This window comes from Vibrio sp. L5-1, from assembly GCF_021728315.1.
Lineage (GTDB): Bacteria > Pseudomonadota > Gammaproteobacteria > Enterobacterales > Vibrionaceae > Vibrio > Vibrio splendidus_K.
The window spans coordinates 887,673-909,607 of record NZ_JAKKCQ010000001.1 but is presented as its reverse complement, the minus strand read 5'-3'; the positions used below and the strand labels follow the sequence as shown (position 1 = coordinate 909,607).

At 44.8% G+C, this 21,935-nt stretch carries 14 protein-coding genes; 4 read left to right on the top strand and 10 right to left on the bottom strand.

All coding sequences use genetic code 11. From position 1 onward, the window contains the following. The first annotated feature begins 128 nt into the window (after nucleotides 1-128). A complete protein-coding gene (locus tag L3V35_RS03710; protein WP_237298949.1) occupies nucleotides 129-1,391 on the top strand; it encodes a tetratricopeptide repeat protein in 1,263 nt (420 codons plus the stop codon). 203 nt (nucleotides 1,392-1,594) lie between these two features. On the opposite strand, the gene sstT is transcribed toward L3V35_RS03710, so the two are convergent. The 7 genes from sstT to malT form a co-directional block, all read right to left on the bottom strand. Next, nucleotides 1,595-2,809 (bottom strand): serine/threonine transporter SstT, encoded by a 1,215-nt coding sequence (sstT, locus tag L3V35_RS03705; RefSeq protein ID WP_019824728.1) that lies wholly within the window; start codon nucleotides 2,807-2,809, stop codon nucleotides 1,595-1,597. 459 nt (nucleotides 2,810-3,268) lie between these two features. Further along, nucleotides 3,269-4,333: a ribosome small subunit-dependent GTPase A gene (gene rsgA, locus L3V35_RS03700; protein ID WP_237298427.1), complete on the bottom strand. Its 1,065-nt coding sequence runs from the start codon at nucleotides 4,331-4,333 to the stop codon at nucleotides 3,269-3,271. A gap of 506 nt (nucleotides 4,334-4,839) precedes the next feature. After that, nucleotides 4,840-5,298, bottom strand: coding sequence for a copper chaperone PCu(A)C (locus tag L3V35_RS03695; RefSeq protein WP_076649322.1), 459 nt, complete (start codon nucleotides 5,296-5,298; stop codon nucleotides 4,840-4,842). Nucleotides 5,299-5,381: 83 nt separating this feature from the next. Beyond that, nucleotides 5,382-5,978 (bottom strand): SCO family protein, encoded by a 597-nt coding sequence (locus L3V35_RS03690; protein ID WP_004732104.1) that lies wholly within the window; start codon nucleotides 5,976-5,978, stop codon nucleotides 5,382-5,384. Continuing rightward, a complete protein-coding gene (locus L3V35_RS03685; protein ID WP_017073657.1) occupies nucleotides 5,975-6,415 on the bottom strand; it encodes a hypothetical protein in 441 nt (146 codons plus the stop codon). The genes L3V35_RS03690 and L3V35_RS03685 overlap by 4 nt, the downstream gene beginning before the upstream one ends. A gap of 202 nt (nucleotides 6,416-6,617) precedes the next feature. Then, entirely contained in the window at nucleotides 6,618-7,538 is a 921-nt protein-coding gene (locus tag L3V35_RS03680) for a DUF368 domain-containing protein (RefSeq protein ID WP_029405904.1), read from the bottom strand. A 634-nt stretch (nucleotides 7,539-8,172) separates the two neighbouring features. Further along, a complete protein-coding gene (gene malT, locus L3V35_RS03675) occupies nucleotides 8,173-10,881 on the bottom strand; it encodes an HTH-type transcriptional regulator MalT (protein ID WP_237298947.1) in 2,709 nt (902 codons plus the stop codon). 568 nt (nucleotides 10,882-11,449) lie between these two features. On the opposite strand from malT, the gene L3V35_RS03670 reads away from it, so the two are divergent. From L3V35_RS03670 to glgB, 3 genes are all read left to right on the top strand, one after another. Continuing rightward, the gene (locus L3V35_RS03670; protein WP_010431613.1) at nucleotides 11,450-13,903 is read left to right on the top strand and encodes a glycogen/starch/alpha-glucan phosphorylase; all 2,454 of its coding nucleotides are present in this window, start codon (nucleotides 11,450-11,452) and stop codon (nucleotides 13,901-13,903) included. 188 nt (nucleotides 13,904-14,091) lie between these two features. Continuing rightward, complete coding sequence (gene malQ / locus L3V35_RS03665; RefSeq protein WP_151417593.1) at nucleotides 14,092-16,272, top strand: 4-alpha-glucanotransferase; 2,181 nt, start codon at nucleotides 14,092-14,094, stop codon at nucleotides 16,270-16,272. 175 nt (nucleotides 16,273-16,447) lie between these two features. Beyond that, on the top strand, nucleotides 16,448-18,628 hold the full coding sequence (gene glgB, locus L3V35_RS03660) for a 1,4-alpha-glucan branching protein GlgB (RefSeq protein ID WP_065206705.1): 2,181 nt from the start codon (nucleotides 16,448-16,450) through the stop codon (nucleotides 18,626-18,628). Between the two features lie 80 nt (nucleotides 18,629-18,708). Here the strand turns inward: glgB and L3V35_RS03655 are convergent, their stop codons facing one another. The 3 genes from L3V35_RS03655 to L3V35_RS03645 all read right to left on the bottom strand — a co-directional run bounded on the left by L3V35_RS03655 (nucleotide 18,709) and on the right by L3V35_RS03645 (nucleotide 21,932). Continuing rightward, entirely contained in the window at nucleotides 18,709-19,179 is a 471-nt protein-coding gene (locus tag L3V35_RS03655; protein WP_004732091.1) for a TetR/AcrR family transcriptional regulator, read from the bottom strand. Between the two features lie 222 nt (nucleotides 19,180-19,401). Then, nucleotides 19,402-20,241 (bottom strand): energy-coupling factor transporter transmembrane component T, encoded by an 840-nt coding sequence (locus tag L3V35_RS03650; RefSeq protein ID WP_017086560.1) that lies wholly within the window; start codon nucleotides 20,239-20,241, stop codon nucleotides 19,402-19,404. Further along, nucleotides 20,238-21,932: an ABC transporter ATP-binding protein gene (locus L3V35_RS03645; RefSeq protein ID WP_054545856.1), complete on the bottom strand. Its 1,695-nt coding sequence runs from the start codon at nucleotides 21,930-21,932 to the stop codon at nucleotides 20,238-20,240. Before L3V35_RS03645 ends, L3V35_RS03650 begins: the two co-directional genes overlap by 4 nt. Between the last annotated feature and the right edge of the window lie 3 nt (nucleotides 21,933-21,935).

The following is a 21,935-nucleotide window of genomic DNA, read 5'->3' as shown; positions in this document are numbered from 1 at the left end:
AGGGCGGAACGTTTTAATAACGGCGCTTTTCTCTGTAATTAGAAACATACCATTCACTATGGGTTGATCACTTTCCCGATATCGGGGCTAGTATCAGCCGAGTTAGGTTAAAATATTTTATGAGTACAATGGGAATCGCAATTGGTGCGACGGCTCTTTCGTTAATACTTGTCGCCGTGTGGCTGATCTCTTTATCGCTAAGAAAGCAGCGCTTGGAACAAGAACGTAAGGCTCGTGCTGTCGCTTATCGAAAAGCGATTGAAAAAGCGCGCATACAAGAGCAAAAAGAGCGTCACTTCAAAGCCGAAACTGGGCATGTACCGTCGATTCTGTATTTGGCAAAAGAAGCTGAACGTAACAATATTAAGGAAGCTCTGTATTGGTACGACAAAGCGGCGCAACTCGATAATATCAATGGCATGTACGGCATTGTGCGCCTAAGCATGAAGCGTAAAGAAGACCTGATTTTAAGAGAAAAAGCCAACTTTTGGCAGCTGGCAATTTCTGCTTTAGACAATGACGTATCGGCGAAATTCGAGATGGGCAAAGCGCTTGTCTTTGGTCGTGGAACCGATAAGAACATCCCTAAGGGTTATACCTATATTGAAGAGTCAGCGGCTGGTGGTAATACGGAAGCGATGCTGTTTATCGGTGACTGGTGTCTAGATAAAGAGAATCCCGATTACTCGGCTGAAAGCTCTGTTGAGTGGTACCAAAAGGCCGCTGAAAAAAACAACCTAGACGGCAAGATCAAACTCGGTATGAGTTATTTGAACGGTGTGGGTGTTGAGCCTAACCATGGCGAGGCTATTTACTGGCTTGAGACGGCTGCAGAAAAGAACAGTGCAGAAGCGATGTTTAGAGCAGGCGAAGCTTGGATTGACCATGGTGAACACGGCAACGCCATCGCTTATATCTGGTTATTCCTATCAGCTCATTTTGGCTACGCAGAAGCGAAGCATTTGAGGGATAAAGTCGGCGGGGAACTTGGTGTCGATGCTGTCGTGGGCTTACAGGCTCTGACTAAACCGATAATGACCAAGTTGACCCAAGAAGCGATCACTAAGCACTCAATCATTAAGGCGCTCAACAAGCTCTACAAACGCAATGTGCCTGTCCCTAAGAAGGTTAAAGAGGTTACTGAAGAAGAGGAAATTGACGAGTCGAATGTGCAAGGCAGCGATGTTGAAATGAGTTTCGAGATGAAAGCCCCGAACTCCAACCCAGAGCACAACCAACAATATTCTCCAGAGCACAACCAACAATATTCTCCAGAGCAACGCGCAGCGTCCCAAACGGGTACGGCTCAAAGCACAGATAATACATCGTCACCAGCGCCTAGCGGTGCGTCTTTAGACTTTAGCCAAACCAACTGGAGCAACAAAAATTAAGTCAGTAGCTTGATGAGGTGAGCGTTTGAGCGAATTGAACTCTCATTTAGGTCAGCTCAGCTTATTTTAGTCACACTCCATTGGAGACGGGACACTCTGAGTTAGGAATAACAGGATCAAAAAAGGGAAGCTGATGCTTCCCTTTTTATTTATGTGCTATTTGCTGTTAGAGCTTAGAGCTAAAGCCTAATACCCAAGAGCTGTTAAGCTTTGTTTTGCTCAGCTTTACATACAGCCGCAGTGAACACTACGTCAGTTGAGCTGTTAAGCGCTGTTTCAGCCGAATCTTGAATCACACCAATGATGAAACCAACCGCTACAACCTGCATCGCTACATCGTTTGAGATACCGAATAGGCCACAAGCTAGAGGAATCAGTAGCAGTGAACCACCGGCAACGCCTGATGCGCCACATGCTGATACTGCAGCAACAAGGCTTAGTAGAATCGCAGTGAAGATATCAATTTCAATACCCATTGTGTGTACAGCTGCAAGCGTTAACACAGTGATGGTGATTGCAGCACCTGCCATGTTGATGGTTGCGCCTAGAGGGATTGATACAGAGTAAGTATCTTCATCTAGCTCTAGCTTCTTACAAAGGTTCATGTTCACTGGGATGTTTGCAGCGCTTGAACGAGTGAAGAATGCCGTTACACCAGACTCACGAATACATTGCAGTACAAGTGGGTATGGGTTCTGTTTTGTCTTTACAAAGACAAGCAGTGGGTTAACGACAAGAGCAATGATCAGCATTGAGCTTAGTAGAACCGCTAGCAGTTGACCGTAGCTTGCTAGTGCATCGAAGCCCGTTGTTGCGAATGTAGTCGAAACAAGGCCGAAGATACCGAATGGCGCAAGACGAATAATGAAGCGAACAATGTGTGAAACACTGTGGCTAAGGTCTTCGAAAACCGCTTTTGTTGTTGCTGATGCGTGGTGCAGTGCAAGACCAAGACCGATAGCCCAAGCAAGAATACCGATGTAGTTAGCGTTCATTAGTGCGCTAACTGGGTTATCTACAAGCTTGAATAGAAGCGTATGAAGAACTTCTGCAATACCTTGAGGAGGGTTAGCACCTTCAGCGCCAGCAACCAGTGTCAAAGTGGTTGGGAACATGAAGCTCAGTACTACCGCAGTCAATGCAGCAGAGAACGTACCAATCAGGTAAAGCACAATGATTGGACGCATATGAGTATGCTGACCTTTCTTTTGGTTTGCGATAGAAGCTGCAACAAGAATGAATACTAAAATTGGGGCAACAGCTTTCAGAGCACCAACAAACAGACTACCTAATAGGCCTGCATCTTGAGCTGCTGAAGGAGAAACCATGGCGAGAACGACACCGAAAACAATACCAGCAAGGATCTGTAGAACGAGATTTCCACGAGCGATGCGGGCGAGCATGTTGTGATTTTGCATAAAATACCTGCAATTGTTAATTTATTATAGTGATGTATTTTTTTATAAAGTTGTACCAAATCCAACTATACACTAGTGGAATGGGCGGTCATATTAGCGGGATCTAAGAGGGTGTCTAGGAATAGTTTACTTTTAGGGTGATTGTTTGCGCTACGTGGTGTTTTTAGAGCTAAATGTTAAATTTTTGTACTCTTGTTGAGATATAAATCTGCATGATAATACTCATTCGGGTCAATGTTCTGGTTCTGGTGCCGTCAGAGTCGATTAGCAAGATCATTGTGTGCAGAAATGATCCCACTGGGTTCCTGTTGATATAAAGAAGACCTGTTAATACAAAGAAGCCTCGCTGATACAAAAAAGCCCCAGCCCAATGCATTAAAGAGCTCATGAATTAATGAGCTAATACGCGATAGGGGCATGGGGCTTATTTACGTGTTGTAAACCTAATCCAATAATCGGCTATTTAGACGATTTCTTGATATTACGGCTCTCTGATTGCACGGTTTTGTACATTTTAGAAAGCTGTTTACTGTTCGCTCTCTGTTCTGCCAATGAGGCTCCATTTCTTGCTTGCTCTCTGAGTAGCTTCTCATAGTTAGAGAATCGTCTTTCAGAAAGCTCACCGCTTTCAATGGCTTTGCGTATTGTGCATCCTGGTTCTGACTCATGACTGCAATCAGAAAAGCGACAATGTATCGCTAACTCTTCCACATCAGAAAAAGTTTCACTTACTCCTTCAGCACAATCGGCGAGTTGTAACTCTCGCATACCAGGAGTATCGAGCAATAAACCGCCCGACGTTAGCAAGTGGAGCGATCGTGACGTGGTTGTATGACGGCCTTTGCTGTCGTCTTCACGAATACCGCCCGTTTCTTGTTGAGTCTCCCCAAGCAGCGAGTTGACCAGCGTCGATTTCCCGACACCAGACGAACCCATCAAAGCCACCGTTTTGCCCGTTTTACACCAAGGTGACAATACTTGAGTAGAGTCTTGATCTAGGCTATTAACGGCTTCGATCATTAGCATAGAATCTAAGCTTTGCACTTGCTGTACTTTGTCTTGGTAGTCGTCACACAAGTCTTTCTTGGTCAGTACGATAACCGCTTTAACCTGTGCTTCATTGGCGAGTGCTAGGTAGCGTTCGATACGGCTTAGATTGAAGTCATTGTTTAACGAAACCACGATAAACACGGTGTCGATATTGGCTGAAATGTACTGCTCCGCCACACGACTGCCTGCTGCTTTACGGCTGAAGAGCGAATGACGCTCAAGTAAGCGGTCGAATTGTAAATCAACGTTTAATATCACCCAGTCGCCAACCGTCATTGCGGGTTGGTTTTGATGAACGGGTAGAACGATTTCGCCTTGTTCTGACGCAAGCGTATAACCGCTGCGATGGTGCGCGGTAATGCGAGCAATGACGGAATGGTCATAGTCTTCGAGTGTCAGTTGTTGTTGGAATACAGGTTGCCATCCAAGCTGTTGAAGCGACATTGGATGAGAAAATGCGTTTTGTGAATTCATGTCTATTTACCCAGACGTGCGAGCTTTCTTTTCTTGTGAGAGCATTAAAGTCTTATCAGTGCATTAAAGTCTTATGAGAGCATTAACGTCTTGTAAGACCCCAGATTGTTGATGAGATCGAAAAGCGTTAGTCAGATTAAAAAGCGTCGAGACGTCAAAAATGTTTTGAGCTTGGGTCGAATTCAAATAGATAGGACCCCGGATTGAGTCATGCGCTACAGGCATGCATATATTGATCACTTACGATCAACAGTAAACCGGGTAAAAGTGTGCGGTCGTCAATGGGTGACGATAAGTTGGTAGATCGGTGTTTAAGTTTGATTAACCAAACAAATTAACGCGTTACTTTTACTGCCAGTTGTAGTGTGTTCATTACAATCATCTTCTATTCTCCTTGGGTTATTTATGTGTTCAGGCTTTGAATAAAAAGCGAACTCAGTTTAACAAAAAGCCACGATGGCGAGAAGTCATCGTGGCTTAAATTATTTTATCAATTGTGAATACGATTAATGATGATCGTGATTCATCTTTTTCATGCCGCTCATTACTTTCTTAACCGGCGCATCGAAGGTCTGTGTTTCACCATTGGCGAAAGTCAGTGTCATCTCGATTTGCTCACCTTCTTTTAGGCTGCTTGCTAGGTCGAACAACATGATGTGTAGGCTGCCAGGTTTAAGTACCGCTTCACCATTCGCTGGGATTATGATCTCTTGAACTTGGCGCATTTTCATAACATCGCCATCCATGATTACATCATGAAGTTCTACTTTACCTGCTGCAGGTGTTGTTGCAGAAACAATAGCGCGATCTTTATCGCTGTGGTTCATCAGAGTCGTGAACACCGCGCTGTTCACTGCTGAAGGCGGGGTTGCACGAGCGTACGCGTCATGAACCATAATATCGCTACTAGCCTGAGCAAAAGGGGTGAGCAATAAGCCTGCTAGAGCAAGTGCTTTTAACTTCATGTTGTTGTCCTTAATTTTTATGTTTTTGGTCTGGGACCTGACTTTTTTTGAACTTTATTGAGTAAGTTCTTTGTTTTTACGTTTTACTGCGTCAGCTTGTTGATAGCCTCAACAATTGGCGCTGGCGTCAACGTGTGCGGTACTTTGGTAATCAAGGTACCGTCGGGCTTTAAAAAATAAAAATATGAGCTGTGGTCTAGGGTGTATTCCAACTCTGAACCTTCAAGCTTAGTTTTTCTGAAAATAACGCCGTAGTTATGAGCCAGAGTAGTGGTGACATCCAATGGACCACTTAGTCCTTCCATCATCGGGTGGAAGTATTGCGCGTATTCATACGAGGCTTCAGCAGCATCACGTTCAGGGTCAAGAGAAACAAACATCGGGCGAATCTTTGCTTTTGCTTCATCAGAGACTTGGTTAAGTGCTCCGGCTAACATAGCCAGAGAAGTCGGGCACACGTCCGGGCAACGTGTGAAACCGAAATAAACGATACGAATTCTGTCATCGGTTTGGTCAAAGATTTCCGTTGGCTGGTTGTCTTTGCCGAAAAGAGTCGTTGCGGAAAACTCTTGTTTAGCCGCGTGTTGTTCTTGAACTTCGTTTTGCCCATCAAGATAGCTTTTGACACCAAAGCCAAGTACAAAAGCGACAACCAATGCTAACGACCAATTTCTACTCATCTTGCCATCCTTATTGCAGGGTTTACAGTATCGACACCATCAGTGAGTTCACCGACCCATGTCATTTTATCTAAAGTACATACAGGTAAAATCACTTCACCTTCATAGGTATTATTGCCAATGCTCTTCAATTGAAAACGCGCTGATCCCATTTCCATTTCTAAACCGGTGAGCGATAACATCAGTGTCTCAGATGCAGCACCTTCCCAAACGACCTTTATCTTGGTGGGTAGAAGAGGTTGCGCGGTTTCGCGATCAAGCGACATTGAAATGGATTCCTGCTCACACGATATGGTTGAAAGCATGCAGTAGTCATCCAAGTTGACTTCGGCAGTTGAGTGCTCAATGACCGACTTAAATTTTTGAAATACTTGCGGCCCATAAAAACCTGCCACGAGAGCTATGCCAAGAGCCACCACCTTTAATGCTGGGTGCATGTCGTGTTCTCATCTAATTTTATAAGAGCGGCGATGTTATCATACCCCTCAATACGTGCTTGTATCAAAAAGCAATTTTGTGCGTATGGTAGAACTAAAAAAGCGAAGCCATTGGCTTCGCTTTTGTCTGTTTATCGAGAGGTGAGCTTAGTATTTCTAAGCATTATCCGTTCTAAACGCTTTCCAGAAGTTGGTTGAATGATTAGTCAGCGTTGCGCTCTGCAAATTTCTCTAGTCCTAGAACCAAGGCAATAGCAGCCAACATCATCACAATCGCCATTACCAGCTGAGAAGGCTGAGAGGTTACGGCTTCAAAATCAAACGGTGACAGATTTTCTTGAAGTAGAGGAACTTGCTCACCCTTTGAATTTGTACGCCAGCTGATGGTTTCTTTCCACGGCCAAATCTTAGGCAGCGTACCGATCATCAAACCAGTTAAGAACACTAATGTGAAATCGCGGAATGAGCGCAGTAACCAAGAAAGTACGTGCGAGAAAGTCAGTAGGCCAATCACACAGCCACTAAGGAATAGCGCAAGCACATCGATTTGGAACTCTTTAACCGCACCAAGAACCGGACCATACATACCAATCAATAGCAGAATGAAGCTACCCGAGATACCCGGCAAAATCATCGCACAGATCGCAATCGCACCCGCAATGAGAACATTGATGCTGGTTGGTTCCATTTGCAGCGGCTTAAGCACGGTAATGCTATAGGCGAAAGCAACGCCAAGCAGCAAAAACACGAATCGAATCATATCGCGCTTCTCTACTTGCTTAAGAATATGGAAAACCGACACCAAGATCAGGCCAAAGAAGAAAGACCACAGTGGAACGGGGTGGGTGACTAATAACCAAGAAATCAGTTTTGCAAATGTCGCAATGCTCGTGAATACGCCTGCGAACAGTGAAATCAGGAAGAAACCATTGATGTGGTTAAACGCGGCTTTGAAGCCTTCGCGTTTCCATAAGCCAAGTACGCTAGGGTTAATCCTGCGAATGCTTTCTAGCAGCGTATCGTAGATACCAGTGATGAATGCGATGGTTCCGCCCGACACGCCAGGAACAACGTCTGCTGCGCCCATTGCCATGCCTTTGAAAAAAGTACTTAAGTAGTTCATTGCTTCATAGAGTTGAGGGTAATTTTGTGCAGTATACAAACTTTAGTGTAAAAAAAGTATGAATATGCCATTGGGGAAGGGCTTTTATTACTCTCTTAATTGTAAGGCAATAAGTTGAACTGAACATTTGCCTAGCATTTAAAATACAACCACTTAGTAATTTGTCATTAAGAGCAGAGATGAAACTGATCTCTTATCGATATTGCATCTTGGTTGCATTATGCAAATGCACTTTGCAATTCGCATGACAAATTCATGGTTTTTATGCGATGCAGGGCTTATAAAACGTCGAATAAAAGTTGGCACGCTAACTGCATTATGTACATTGACCCTTCTTAAGCCGAGGGTCACCTAGCCAACTGACGTTGTTAGTGAACCTATTGATTTGTTCACAAATATATAGAGCCAATCGCGATTATTGCGGTTGGCTATTTTTTTGTCTGTCATTTGTCTATCTTCGTTTTTCGTTCCTAAGCTCTAAGTTCAAAACAAAAAAAAGCTAGCCACCATCGGCGACTAGCTCATACTTTTCTCGAATCTCGAATCTCGAATCTCGAATCTCGAATCTCGAATCTCGAATCTCGAATCTCGAATCTCGAATCTCGAATCTCGAATCTCGAATCTCGAATCTGCTTTAGTACCCCATTAACTGCAATAAGTTCTCAGCAGTACTGATCGCTTCTTTACGGTTTGCAATATTGAGCTTTTGATAAAGGTTTCGAATGTGAGTCTTGATTGTGGTACCCGCAACATCCAACTCTTGGGCTATCTGCTCATTACTAAAGCCAGAATAGATTAAGCCAAGCACTTGCCATTCACGTTGGGTGAGTGGGCTAGTACGCACAAGCTCAGGAATATTCGGGTGGTTCACCAAGTTCTCAACAAAGTCTTCATCGAAGTGAACCGAGCGGCTGCGTTGGGTGGTTGAGATATCTTTCATGATCTGTTGAGCGCGATGGCGTTCTAAGTCTCCTAAGCCTGGCTTGTTGCTCAATTTATCCAAGATATGCCCGATAGTTCCACCGTCGACTAAGAAGTTACCAACCATACCGGTTTGGTTGGTCATATGAAGCGCTTCTTCAAGTAGCACGCGTGCGCTGTCTTCATCGTTGATTTGCGTGCGTAACACGGCCTCGACGATTAAGTTCCTGTTGGTATCGGTGATTAGGTGTGAACGCTGTGCTTCACTCTTAAGGAAAGTCAGCGCTTCTTCCGCATCTTCATACTGCTCAAGAATGATGTGAGATCTTACGATATTTCGCCATTGAAGCTGACAGAAGTGGTTACTCGCTGATTCAGGACGAACTGCAACACTTAACCAATCACGAATGGCGTCTTTATCACCTTTGACCTGCCAGAATAAGATCAATGAAAGTGATGCATTCGCTGTCCAATCTACGTGGTAAGTTGATTGACGTAGCAGGTGTTGAATTTGGTCGATAAATTTCGACGCTTTATCAATCTCGCCGCGGCTCAATGAAATACGAGCCAGCATAGAATAGCTGTGCAGGTGTTTACTCGGAGAGTGGTGACCAAGGATATCTAAGCCTTTGTAGCAACATTCTTCCGCTTCATCTAGTCGGTTCCAACACCAGAAGATCTGAGCGCGAACACGCAGCAAAAATTCATGTAGAGGAACGTATTGAAGCTGATGCTCTTCGATCAATTTGAATGCGCTGTCTTGTAGCTCAAATGCAGCTTGAACATAACCTTGAGCAATCAAGATTTCGCTTTGCTGCAGAATTGCCCATAGAGCCTGATGGTAAACCTGATACTGACGTGCCAGTTTTTCTGTTTGTTGCATCATCGGTAGCGCACGGCTTAGGTTACCCATTACGTGATTCACTTCGCCCACAACCGAGGTTGCGACAATGCGGCTACGATAAACGGTGGTGTTCAACTGGCTCAACGAAAGCTCAGCCAATTCCAATGCTTTCTCAGGCTCATTGCTGTTGATGGCAACTTGGGCGCGCAAGGCGTTGTATTGGCCTTGTTGCTGAGTATCGAGTTCAATGTTTCGAGCTTGATATTGAGTCTCGGCTTCTTCAAGTAATGTGCCTACTTGATCATAGCGGTGCTGACTTTGTGCAAGCCAAGCGCGCAGCATTGATAGCTTCGGCTCACTGTATAGTTGATCCGTAGTCAGTTGCTTGATCGCCATTTCTAATGATGAAAGCTCACCTTGGTTGAACATCGGCCAACCGTGTTCAGTCAGGATTTGGATGATCAGATCTGGATCTTCAGCACGTTGTGCATGTCGCAGTGCTTGATGAGGCGTTTTCTGTTTGATCCACGCTTTCGCGGCACTTCGGTGCAACTCGGCTTCTTGTTGCGGAATTCGAGCTTGGCGCTCATGGGCAAGAAATTCACCGAATAGATTGTGGAATCGGTACCAGTTTTTCTCGCCTTCAAGCGGGTAGATGAATAAGCCAAATCGGTTGAGTGATTCGATCATACCCAGTGCGTCTTCACGCTGTGTAAGCGCGCAGACTAATTCGTCATTGAAATGATCAAGTACTGAACACTGCATCAAGAACTGTCGGGTTTCTTTATCCAGTAGATCGAATACTTCTTCAACCAAGTAATCCCAAAGGTGGGCATGGTTAAAGTGAGAGAACGATTCTGCAGATTGCGCAAGGGTACGTTTTTGATGTTGAGCTTGAAGGGCAATAAGCTGCAATGCCGAAGGCCACCCCTCAACATAAGTACAGATACTACCAGCGGTCGTGTCATCTACGCCATCGGCGACACGTTGATTGAAGAAGCGCGTCGTCTCTTCAGTATCAAAAGCCAGCGAATCGTTTCCAATTTCAATCATCAGATCACGAACACGAAGGTTTGCAGTGCCAAGTGGTGGTGTCCCGCGGCTAGTCACTACAAGCGTCAGGTTGTCAGGCATGTGTTTAAGGAAGAAGCGCATAGCTTCGTGGATGTCGTCATTGTTGACCAAGTGATAGTCATCCAACACAAGGAAACATTCGTGATGGAATTCAGACATCTCAGCAAACACTTCACTTAACAAAGAATGCAACGATGAAAATTGTCGCTTTTCTGCCAGCTTTTGGGCATTAGGGCAGGCATTTTGAGTCGCTTTATTGAGTGATTGCATTAGGTAGTTGATAAAGCGAAAGGCATCGTTGTCACTTTCATCAATGCTGTACCAACCCACATTGGGCTTATCTACCAGCCATTGAGCTGCCATTGTGGTTTTGCCGTACCCCGCTGGAGAGCGGAATAATACAAGCTTATAGCAATCTGCGTGTTGGAGCAGATCGAGAACCCTAGGTCGTAGGATTGCATTATGTAAGCGGCCGGGACGAGTCAGTTTCGAAGGGATCCACATGTCGAAGTTTTTCACCTATTCCGTGGCTTATGTTCTGGATTACCTCAATCTATCGTTGAGTGTAATCGAATGACATCAGCCTAATTACTTAAGTCTTCAATCATATTACGTGAAGCAAAACGGCACCGACTATGATCCTCCTCAGAAACCTTGCACTCCTGCATGTTTTTAGGCTTCTACGCCCTTTATTTGAGACTTTGCTCACATAGCGGGTTGGTTTGTGAATGTGACTTCCTTCATCCCAACACGTAAATCTATGCAAAAGATGAGAGGAAGAAATTATTTTCGTGATCTGAATATCAAATTTGATAATGACTTTAATCCGGTTAAATAAAAGTCACATCAATTGAAGGTAAGTTATCGAACGGGAGCTTGTGATCTTAGTCACTCCAAGTTTTTGTTCGAAGTCAGAACATGAGAGTCAGATCACTAACCCTATGTCGGTACGCCCCCTACGCCCTCCCATCTACTCCTAGTTTGTCGCGTTAGCGGGAGGATGTTTAGTTAATGGTGACCATGCACGATATGTCACAGATGAATTAGAACTATTAAAAGCGAGATTTCTGAAATGAAACCAACTCAGCAAAAAACTTTCGATAAAGTGTCGTTCCAAGAAAGCGTTAAGAAGCATTTATCTGCAACCTACGCAACAACGATTGAAAACGCAGATAGCCGCGCATGGTACCTAGCAATGGGGCGTGCGCTAGCAGAATTGACAACATTTGATCTGTTAGAAACTGAAAATGACGAAAAAATTAAGAACGCGAAGAGCGTTAACTACCTTTCACTAGAGTTTTTGATTGGTCGTTTAACAGGTAATAACCTGATCAGCATGGGTCTGTATGAGCAAATCACTCATGCAATGGAAGAGCTAGGTCAAAACTTAACTGACCTTCTAGAAGAAGAACGTGACCCATCACTAGGTAACGGTGGCCTTGGTCGTCTTGCAGCTTGTTTCATGGATTCTTGTGCCGCTCAAGAATACCCAACAGTAGGTTACGGTCTTCACTACGAATACGGTCTATTCAAACAGTCTTTCCAAGACGGTCGTCAACAAGAAGCACCTGACGCATGGCGTGGTGTTGAAGGTTACCCTTGGGAAGTAGCTCGTCCAGAACTAGCACAACACATTGGTTTTTACGGTCATGTAGAAGTTGAATACATCGACGGTAAAGAAGTTCGTACTTGGGTTCCGGGTATGGAAGTGAAAGCAATGCCTTGGGATCTACCTATCGTAGGTTACGAGTCAAACACAGTTTACCCATTGCGTCTTTGGGAATGTCAGGCAATCGCACCATTCTCATTAGCAAGCTTTAACAACGGTGACTACTTCGAAGCGCAACACTCGCTAATCGATGCAGGCAACATCACTAAAGTACTTTACCCGAACGACAACCACGAGAAAGGTAAGACACTGCGTCTAATGCAGCAGTACTTCCACTCAGCAGCGTCTGTTCGCGATATTCTACGTCGTCACGAAGCAGCAGGTTTCTCTCTAGAAGATCTGCCTAAGCAAGAAACGATTCAACTGAACGATACGCATCCAACGATCGCTATCCCTGAATTGATGCGCATCCTGATCGATGAGAAAGGTTTAACTTGGGACCAAGCTTGGGAAATCAGTGCTCATACGTTCGCATACACGAACCACACACTACTTCCAGAAGCATTAGAGACTTGGTCTGAATCTTTGATCAACCGTCTTCTTCCACGTCACATGGAAATCATTTTTGAAATCAACCACCGCTTCATGCAAGAAGTTCGCAAGATGTGGCCTGGTGACGGTGAGAAGCAAGCGAAGCTTTCTATCATCCAAGAAGGTTTCCACCGCATGGTTCGCATGGCAAACCTATGTGTGATTGGCTCTTACAAAGTAAACGGTGTAGCTGCGCTTCACTCTCAACTGGTTAAGAAAGACTTGTTCCCAGAGTTCAACGAAATCTTCCCTGGCAAACTGACTAACGTAACGAACGGCATCACGCCACGTCGTTGGTTGAAGTTCTGTAACCCAGGGCTATCTACGCTAATTACTGGCAAGATCGGCACTGAGTGGCCAGCAAAACTTGAGCAGCTAGAAGGCATCGCTAAGTTTGCAACAGACGCGAAATTCCAAAAAGAATTCATGGCTGTTAAGAAAGAAAACAAACAGCGCCTTGCTGATTGGGTTCAAGAGAACATGGGTATCGAGCTAGATACTAACGCTATCTTCGACGTGCAAATCAAGCGTCTTCACGAATATAAGCGTCAGCACCTAGATTTGCTACACATTCTATCTCTGTACCACCGTATTCTTAACGAACCTGGTTTCGAGTGTGAGCCACGCGTATGTTTCTTCGCAGCAAAAGCAGCACCGGGTTACCACCTAGCGAAAGAGATCATCTTCGCGGTTAACAAGATTGCAGAGAAGATCAACAACGACCCTCGCATTGGCAACAAGCTGAAAGTGGTATTCATCCCTGACTACCGTGTAAGCATGGCTGAAATCATTATTCCTGCGGCAGACGTTTCTCAGCAAATTTCATTAGCTGGTAAAGAAGCATCAGGTACGGGCAACATGAAGATGGCGCTAAACGGCGCGCTAACTATCGGTACTATGGATGGTGCAAACGTTGAGATTCGTGAAGAAGTTGGCGATGAAAACATCTACATCTTTGGCCTAGACGTTGATGGTGTAGTGGCATTGCAAGCTCAGGGTTACAACCCATACGATTACTACAACGCAGACCCACTGCTGAAAGCATCTCTAGACCTACTGACTGGCGATGAGTTCTCTCCAGGTCAACCAGGTCTTCTACGTGCAACGTTTGATAGCCTACTAGACGGTGGCGACCCGTACCTATGTCTTGCTGACTTCGCATCTTATGTGAAAGCACATGAAGACATGGGCAAGCAGTACAAAGACCAAGCAGGTTGGGCTAAGAAAGCGATTCTTAACACAGCATTGGTTGGTAAGTTCACATCAGACCGCTCAATCCGCGACTACGTGAACAACATCTGGAAGTTAGAAGCGGTTAACCGTTAATACTTTCAAAGTAGCCAAGGCAGTTTCTGCCTTGGCTCAATTAGCTTGTGAGCAAACGAAAGGCTTAAAGGTTTGTCGTTTATAAACAAGCTGCTTACAAACCGATTGTCACAAGCTAATTGATTAGTAAAAAATTAAATTAACAACCCTACAAAATTGAAAGCGTCAGAACGTTTTCGGAGAGAGCGATGAAAGAACAGACCGTATTAAAACAAGTCGCAGAAATGGCAAATATTGCCGACAGTTACGTTAGTGCGTGGGGCGATGAAGCACAAGTATCAGAAGAGACGATTACGTCTCTATTGGCTTCATTGGGCTACGATACAAGCAGCGATGATGCACTGCTTAAATCTGCAGAAAGAAAACACAAAAAAGATGTACTAGACCCAGTTCTTGTCTTGCGTGACGGTGAGCCAGTAGAAGTGGCGCTTAATCTAGGTGTTAGTGCTCGTGAAAGTGAGTTCAGCTGGCGTTTAGAAACCGAGCAAGGAGAGGTACTTGAAGGCTATCTTCAATCTCAAGTCGTTCGTGACGAGCGTGCCGAGGGTGGCCCTTTAGTGTTTGCATTGCCAAGTGATTTGGCGTGGGGTTACCACAAGCTGATTGTGAGCCGTAAGCGCCGTAAGAAGCCTTACGAGATGACATTGATCATTACGCCAAAAGCGTGTTTCAAGCAGTCACCAATCGAGCAAGGCAAAAAGCTTTGGGGACCAAGTGTTCAACTGTACACACTAAGAACTCAGCACAACTGGGGTATTGGTGATTTTGGTGACCTTAAACAGCTTGTTGCTGATATCGCTTCTCGCGGTGGTGATTTTGTTGGTCTAAACCCAATTCACTCATTATTCCCAGCGAACCCAGAAGGCGCGAGCCCATACAGCCCGTCGTCACGTCGTTGGTTGAACATCTTATACATTGATGTGAGCTCAGTACCTGAATTCGCACTAAGTGCTGAAGCACAACAAACGGTAGGTAGCGCTGAATTCCAACAGCGCCTACAGAAAGCTCGTGAAGCACACTGGGTGAATTACACTGAAGTGTCCGAGCTTAAGATGAGCATCTTGCCTCTGTTATTCGCAGAATTTAAGACTCGTCATTTAGATAAAAACAGCGATCGTGCACAAGCGTTCTTAGCGTTTGTAGAAGAAGGTGGTGAAAGCCTGATGCATCAAGCGGCGTTTGATGCTCTGCACGGTGAGTTACATGCCGAAGATTCAGGTATGTGGGGCTGGCCAGTATTCCCAGAGAAGTATCGTACATTCGAAAGCCCAGCGACACAGAAATATATTAAAGAGAACCTAGAGAATGTTCATCTTTACATGTACCTGCAGTGGTTAGCGGATTGCCAAATCAACGATGCACAGTCTCTTGCTGAAGAGAAAGGCATGGCCGTTGGTTTGTACCGTGACCTAGCTGTTGGTGTTGCGGATTCAGGCAGCGAAACTTGGGCCGATGAAGGCAACCTAGTGATGGATGCGAGCATAGGTGCTCCACCGGATGTGCTTGGTCCTCTAGGTCAAAACTGGGGTTTACCACCACTTAATCCTGAAGTGCTTCAAGAAACGAGCTACGACGCTTACATCAAGCTACTTCGTGCCAACATGAAGCACTGTGGTGCACTTCGTATTGATCATGTTTTAGGCCTACTGCGTTTGTGGTGGATTCCAAAAGGCGAAAACGCAACCAAGGGTGCGTACATCTACTACCCAGTACAAGACATGCTGTCAATTCTGGCGCTTGAATCTCACCGTTACCAATGTAGCGTTATTGGTGAAGATTTAGGTACTGTGCCGGATGAAATCGTCGATATTCTAGCGGATGCGGGTGTGCATTCTTACAAAGTATTCTTCTTCGAAACATCAGAAGATGACGGTGGTTTCATCTCACCAAAACACTATGCATCACAATCGATGGCAGCACTGTGCACTCACGATATGCCAACGCTTCGCGGCTTCTGGCATTGTGATGACTTGAAAATGGGTCAAGAGATTGGTTTATACCCAGATGCAGAACAGCTAGAAACCTTGTTCGATGACCGTCTGGAATGCAAACAAGGTATCTTAGATTCGGTGGCATGGCATGGCTTCTTACCTGAAGGTGTTGGTCGTGATGCAAGCCAAGTACCGATGGACTCTTATCTTGCTGAAGCACTTCAACTGCACGTTGCGGCTGGTGGTTCGACACTTCTTAGTGTTCAACTGGAAGATTGGTTAGAGATGGACAAGCCAGTAAACATTCCTGGCACTGTCGATGAATACCCTAACTGGCGTCGTAAACTATCAATGAACTTGGACGAAATATTTGCTCACGAAGGGGTAAATCGTATCGCTTCTAAGCTGACTGACGTTCGAGAAAAAGCAGCTAAGTAATGACGTTGAGTGGCTTGAAAATAGGTGGTTTTTTGCTTACGCCGTACGAAACTACAACCTCGGTCACTCAATAATGAATGCTCATCTGGTAGAATAAACCGTCGTTATATTGCCCGCACTAATAGCGGGCATTTTTGTATTATATTTTTTGGATGTTTGGTTAGGGAGAAGCGTTTTGGAACTAAGTTCGATTTCAAAGCAAAAACAAATATATACCCAACTATCACAGGCTTGTTTCACTGACCCATTTGCGTTTTTAGGGCCATACCTACCTTCTGAGCAAGGTGCATTACGTGTGTGGATTCCTGGGGCAAATAAAGTCGAGTTGATTGTTGGAAAGGAACCTCGTATTGAGTTAGCGCGAGAGGGTGAAAGTGGTTTCATTCTTAAGCAAGAGAGAGATTTACGTTTTACTCACTACAAGCTCGCGGTTGATTGGGCTGGAGTTGAGCAGATCATCGATGATCCATACCAGTACCACGATCTGTACGCGAGTTATGAAGATCTCCATACACCTAAAGATATGTATCATCACATGGGGGCTCAGTTTATTACGCTAGAGCGTGATGGACAGACGATTTCAGGTACGCGTTTCTTGGTGTATGCACCGCATGCAACAGCGGCAAGCTTAGTGGGTAACTTCAACGCTTGGGATGGTCGTCGTCATCCAATGCAACGCTTAGATTATGGCATGTGGGGCCTATTCATTCCTGAACTGGAAGAAGGCGCTCAATACAAGTTTGAATTAAAAGGACCTGATGGCGAAGGCTTACCACACAAAGCTGACCCATGGGGTTTTTACTCTGAGCAGTACCCTTCGTTCTCATCTGTGACTTACGATCACGCGCGTTACGAGTGGCAAGATACTCAGTGGCAGAATCGCCCAGTAACGCAAAAGCGTAAAGAAGCACTTTCGTTCTATGAACTGCACGCTGGTTCTTGGAAGCGTAACGCTGAAGGGGAATTCTTAAACTACCGTGAACTTGCTGCTGAATTGATCCCATATTTAACGGACTTGGGTTACACGCATGTAGAGTTGATGCCGGTTTCAGAGCATCCGTTTTACGGTTCTTGGGGCTATCAGCCAATAGGCTTGTTCGCTCCAACGAGTCGTTTTGGCTCTCCTGATGACTTCAAATTCTTCGTCGATCAATGTCACCAAGCTGGTTTAGGTGTTGTTCTGGATTGGGTTCCAGCGCACTTCCCTAGTGATGACCACGGCTTAGCCAATTTTGATGGAACACCTTTGTTCCATGATCCCGATCCACGTCGTGGTTGGCACCAAGATTGGAATTCGTACATTTATGATTTAGGCAAAGAGCATGTGCGCCGTTTCTTGGTTGCAAACGCACTGTACTGGTTTGAACAATTCCATATCGACGGCATTCGTGTTGATGCGGTTGCTTCGATGTTGTACCTCGATTATTCGCGTAGCCATGATCAATGGATTCCGAATGCTGACGGCGGCAACGAAAACTACGACGCTATCGCAACTCTTAAATGGATGAACGAAGAAGTGTACAAACACTTCCCGAATGCGATGACGATTGCTGAAGAATCAACGGCTTTCCCTGGTGTTTCAGCCCCAACCTTTATGGGCGGCTTAGGCTTCGGCTTTAAGTGGAACATGGGTTGGATGCACGATAGTTTGTCTTACATCCAAGAAGATCCAATCAATCGTAAATATCACCACGATACAATTACCTTCCCATTGGTTTATGCACACAGTGAGAACTATGTATTGTCTCTATCTCACGATGAGGTGGTTTATGGTAAAGGATCTATCCACGAAAAAATGCCTGGTGATGAGTGGCAGCAAACGGCAAATCTACGTGCTTACATGGGTTACATGTACGCGCAGCCGGGTAAGAAGCTGAACTTCATGGGTGCTGAATTTGGTCAGACGGCGGAATGGAACCACGATGATCAACTGCAATGGTTCTTGCTAGATTATGAACGTCATCAAGGTGTTCAGCGCTTAACGAAAGATTTGAACAATTTGTACCGTTCTGAAGCCGCAATGCATGATCTTGATTTCGACCCGAAAGGTTTTGAATGGCGTCTACAGGATTCAGCTGAAGCGAGTATCTTGGCTCATGAGCGTATCAGTGAATCAGGCGAGCGTGTATTGGTGGTTTCTAACTTTACACCCGTTCCTCATGAGCACTTCCGCTTAGGTGTTCCAGCACAAGGTCAGTACTCTTTGTTATTAAATACAGACTCTGCGGATTATGCAGGCAGTGGCTTTGAAGTGAAGCCGGTTGCTGAGGTTGAATCAGTAGAAAGCGAAGGTTTAGACACATCGATTGAGCTGCGTTTACCACCTTTATCGACCGTTTTTTACAAGCTAAATTAGGTCTATAAGTTAAAGTAAGCGATAACTAAAAAGAAAATGGGAGCCGAAAGGCTCCCATTTTTGTATTTCTAACGCTTGGTTTAATGCTGCTTGAAGTTTGTGAGATAGAACATTGAACGTCCTACGACAGTCTCAAGGATTCGAACGGTATCAAGCCCAAAGCTATTAAACATTATCTCGCGGAATTGACCATCTGAACTGATGTTAAACTGTTCAGGGCTCTTGACCTGGGAGGCATGGAAAAACATCAATTTGATCACGAATCGAAATTGATCATTATCTAGAGCGTTTTGCCAAGATTGAATGAATACTTCTTCCGATGAGAACTCTAGATTCTCTATAACAATTGATAGCATGTGTTGGTGTAACGCTGATCGGATAGCGCGGGTCGATGGATAATAGCCCTGAAGCGTCGTCAAACTAATGCCAATTTCTTGAGCAATCCTTGCATAAGTTAGTGCTTCATGTCCTTCAGCCAGAAAAAGGTTTAGTACGATCTCATCGTAGTGCTTTTGATTTTCTAGTTTCTGTACTTGAGTAATTCGAGCCATTACAAATCTCTATTGAGTGTAGCATTCTGTAAGCGTGTATATTAAGAGTTTCTAAATTAGATTTCAAACCAAAGACGTAAGTAAACGGTCAGTTTATCGTCAAAAATAGTCAGTATTGAGTTATTGGTTCAATTGTTAATCAGATCTTGGCACACATAAACACACCACTCTATTGAGCGGTGTGTTATTTTAAGTCGTTGTTTGTATGTGGTAAATGAAAACTTAGAATGGATACCAAAACAATTCAGGTTCAAGAATGCGTTTCGCTATGGCCAACACCACAATAAAAGCAATGACACTCAAACAGACAAAGTCGATACGTTTCAAAGGTGCATAGCTATACCAAGTACGTGCCTTGTGTCGGCCAAAGCCTCGAAGCGTCATTGCATTTGAAATCTCGTCTGCGCGGTCTAAGCTAGAGAAAATGAGCGGCCCTAGAACCTTAGCCACGTTTTTGATTCGAGTTATTAGGGGCGCTTTCTTCGAGAGTTCTACACCACGAGCTTGCTGAGCATGCATGATATTGATGAAGTCCTTCTTAACCTCTGGCAAGTAACGCAGCGTTAAGCTTACCGCATAGGCGATCTTGTACGGAACACCGATACGGTTGAGGCTTGCGGCAAACTCAGTCGGATGCGTAGTGAAGACGAATATTAACGCTATCGGAAACATGCTCATGTACTTAAGCGTGACGGTGACTAGGTAAAACAGAGTCTCCTGGCTCAACGAGTAGTTCCCCGGTAATGTCAGTAATACAGTTTCGCTACCGATGAGCTCAGTGCCTTGTTGCGGAGCAAGCAGGAACATGAATAAAGCATTTAGACTTAAGACACTCGCCGTACCTAATAACAAAGGCTTATACACGCGTATAGGCACATTGGTGAGCTTTAATAGGTATAAACCAGTCATAATAAGCAGCGTAATCAATCTCAGGTCGAACGTAGTCAATACCACGGTTACCCAAGCTAAGAAGAGTGCAAATTTCGTGATGCCATTTAATGCGTGCAGGGGGGATTTGGTATCAATGTAGTTGATGCCGAATTTTACTTTTGATGCGTTCATAGAGAACTTCTCTCGTAGTCGATGAAGTACTGCATAAACGCATTGGTATCGTCGATTTTCATCATAGTCGCGAGTTCATAAATACTAGTGGTACAGAGGTTTGCACGTTCTAGAAGCGATGGCTGACTAAACACTTCCGTCATGGCGGCATTGGCAATAAGCTTGCTGTCTGCGATTACGATCGAACGTGTGGTGTACTCTAGAACGAGATGCATGTCGTGTGAGATGATCACCACAGTAATCCCCAAATCACGGTTAAGCTTTTGGATAAACGCCAACATTGACGTGTAGTTTCGGTAATCTTGGCCAGCTGTTGGTTCATCCAAGATGAGGAGTTCAGGCTCCAACACTAAAATAGAAGCGATCGTTACACGCTTTTTCTGACCGTAGCTCAAAGCTTCGATAGGCCAGTGACGGAACTTACTCAGCCCACACAGCTCAAGAACGTTCTCAACTTTTTCTTTGACCTCATCTTCTGCAACGCCACGGTTACGAAGACCAAAAGCAATCTCGTCAAAAATCATATGATGCGAGATCATATGATTTGGGTTCTGCATTACTACACCGACTTTTTGGCTTCTTTCGAAGATAGAAAGCTCAGATAAGTCTTCACCATTGAGATAGGAAGAGCCTGAATCGGCATCGATCACACCCATGATGAGTTTGGTGATGGTAGATTTACCCGAACCGTTCTTGCCCAGAATTGAAACAAACTCGCCTTTGCCAATCTTGAAGCTCACATCTTCGAGTGCGTTCTTCTCGCCATCGTAAGAATAAGTCAGACCATGAACTTCAAGTAAAGGTTGATACTGCTTTTCTGCAGCTGGGGCCGGGCGGTCAGCAAACCAAGCTTGAACTGCTGGGCGGAACCTTTTGTAATCCAAAGCTTTGAGGTTTGACAGCTTATCTTCGCAGGTTAGTGGGGCTTTCGCCGCTTTAAGCGCAGATAAGTAAAGAGGCTCACGAATACCATGCGTATCAAGTAACTTAGACGCTAAAATTTCATCGGGAGTCATATCCGCGACAATTTCACCGCGCTCCATTAAAATCACACGATCAATATCGCGATGCAGGACATCCTCAAGGCGATGCTCGATAATCACGATAGTCTTGTTGGTTTCTTTATGCAGTTGGTCGATGATCTCGATGGTCGCCTTGCCGGTCTTAGGGTCAAGACTGGCTAAAGGCTCATCAAACAGCAAGATATCAACGTCATCAACTAAGATGCCGGCTAGCGATACTCGCTGCTTTTGACCACCTGAAAGATCGTGTGGCGAGCGCTCAAGCATGTCCGCTAGGTCAACCATTTTTGCAGTCGACTTAACTAACGGGTACATGTCAATGTTCGACATCAACTGGTTTTCTAATGCGAATGCGATATCTTCGCCGATACTTAAACCCACAAATTGGCTGTCAGTATCTTGCAATACTGTGCCTACCTGCTCGGTATAGTCGTGCATCGAAAATTCAGAGATATTCTTGCCGTTGATCTCTAAAGAGCCAGTTACCTCACCTTTAATTGCATGAGGTATTAGGCCATTGAGGCATTGACCTAGGGTTGATTTACCGCTTCCGCTTGGTCCAATAATGACGATTTTCTCTCCTTTCTCTATCCTTAGATTGATATTTTTTAGCGTCGGTTTATCCAGCGACTCATATCTAAAAGAGAAGTTCGAAAATTCTATAGTCATTGG

Excerpts from the sequence above, each read along its gene's own strand:
- L3V35_RS03710 (WP_237298949.1), top strand. The coding sequence starts at position 129 with ATGGGAATCGCAATTGGTGCGACGGCTCTTTCGTTAATACTTGTCGCC.
- sstT (WP_019824728.1), bottom strand. The coding sequence starts at position 2,809 with ATGCAAAATCACAACATGCTCGCCCGCATCGCTCGTGGAAATCTCGTT.
- rsgA (WP_237298427.1), bottom strand. The coding sequence starts at position 4,333 with ATGAATTCACAAAACGCATTTTCTCATCCAATGTCGCTTCAACAGCTT.
- L3V35_RS03695 (WP_076649322.1), bottom strand. The coding sequence starts at position 5,298 with ATGAAGTTAAAAGCACTTGCTCTAGCAGGCTTATTGCTCACCCCTTTT.
- L3V35_RS03690 (WP_004732104.1), bottom strand. The coding sequence starts at position 5,978 with ATGAGTAGAAATTGGTCGTTAGCATTGGTTGTCGCTTTTGTACTTGGC.
- L3V35_RS03685 (WP_017073657.1), bottom strand. The coding sequence starts at position 6,415 with ATGCACCCAGCATTAAAGGTGGTGGCTCTTGGCATAGCTCTCGTGGCA.
- L3V35_RS03680 (WP_029405904.1), bottom strand. The coding sequence starts at position 7,538 with ATGAACTACTTAAGTACTTTTTTCAAAGGCATGGCAATGGGCGCAGCA.
- malT (WP_237298947.1), bottom strand. The coding sequence starts at position 10,881 with ATGTGGATCCCTTCGAAACTGACTCGTCCCGGCCGCTTACATAATGCA.
- L3V35_RS03670 (WP_010431613.1), top strand. The coding sequence starts at position 11,450 with ATGAAACCAACTCAGCAAAAAACTTTCGATAAAGTGTCGTTCCAAGAA.
- malQ (WP_151417593.1), top strand. The coding sequence starts at position 14,092 with ATGAAAGAACAGACCGTATTAAAACAAGTCGCAGAAATGGCAAATATT.
- L3V35_RS03655 (WP_004732091.1), bottom strand. The coding sequence starts at position 19,179 with ATGGCTCGAATTACTCAAGTACAGAAACTAGAAAATCAAAAGCACTAC.
- L3V35_RS03650 (WP_017086560.1), bottom strand. The coding sequence starts at position 20,241 with ATGAACGCATCAAAAGTAAAATTCGGCATCAACTACATTGATACCAAA.
- L3V35_RS03645 (WP_054545856.1), bottom strand. The coding sequence starts at position 21,932 with ATGACTATAGAATTTTCGAACTTCTCTTTTAGATATGAGTCGCTGGAT.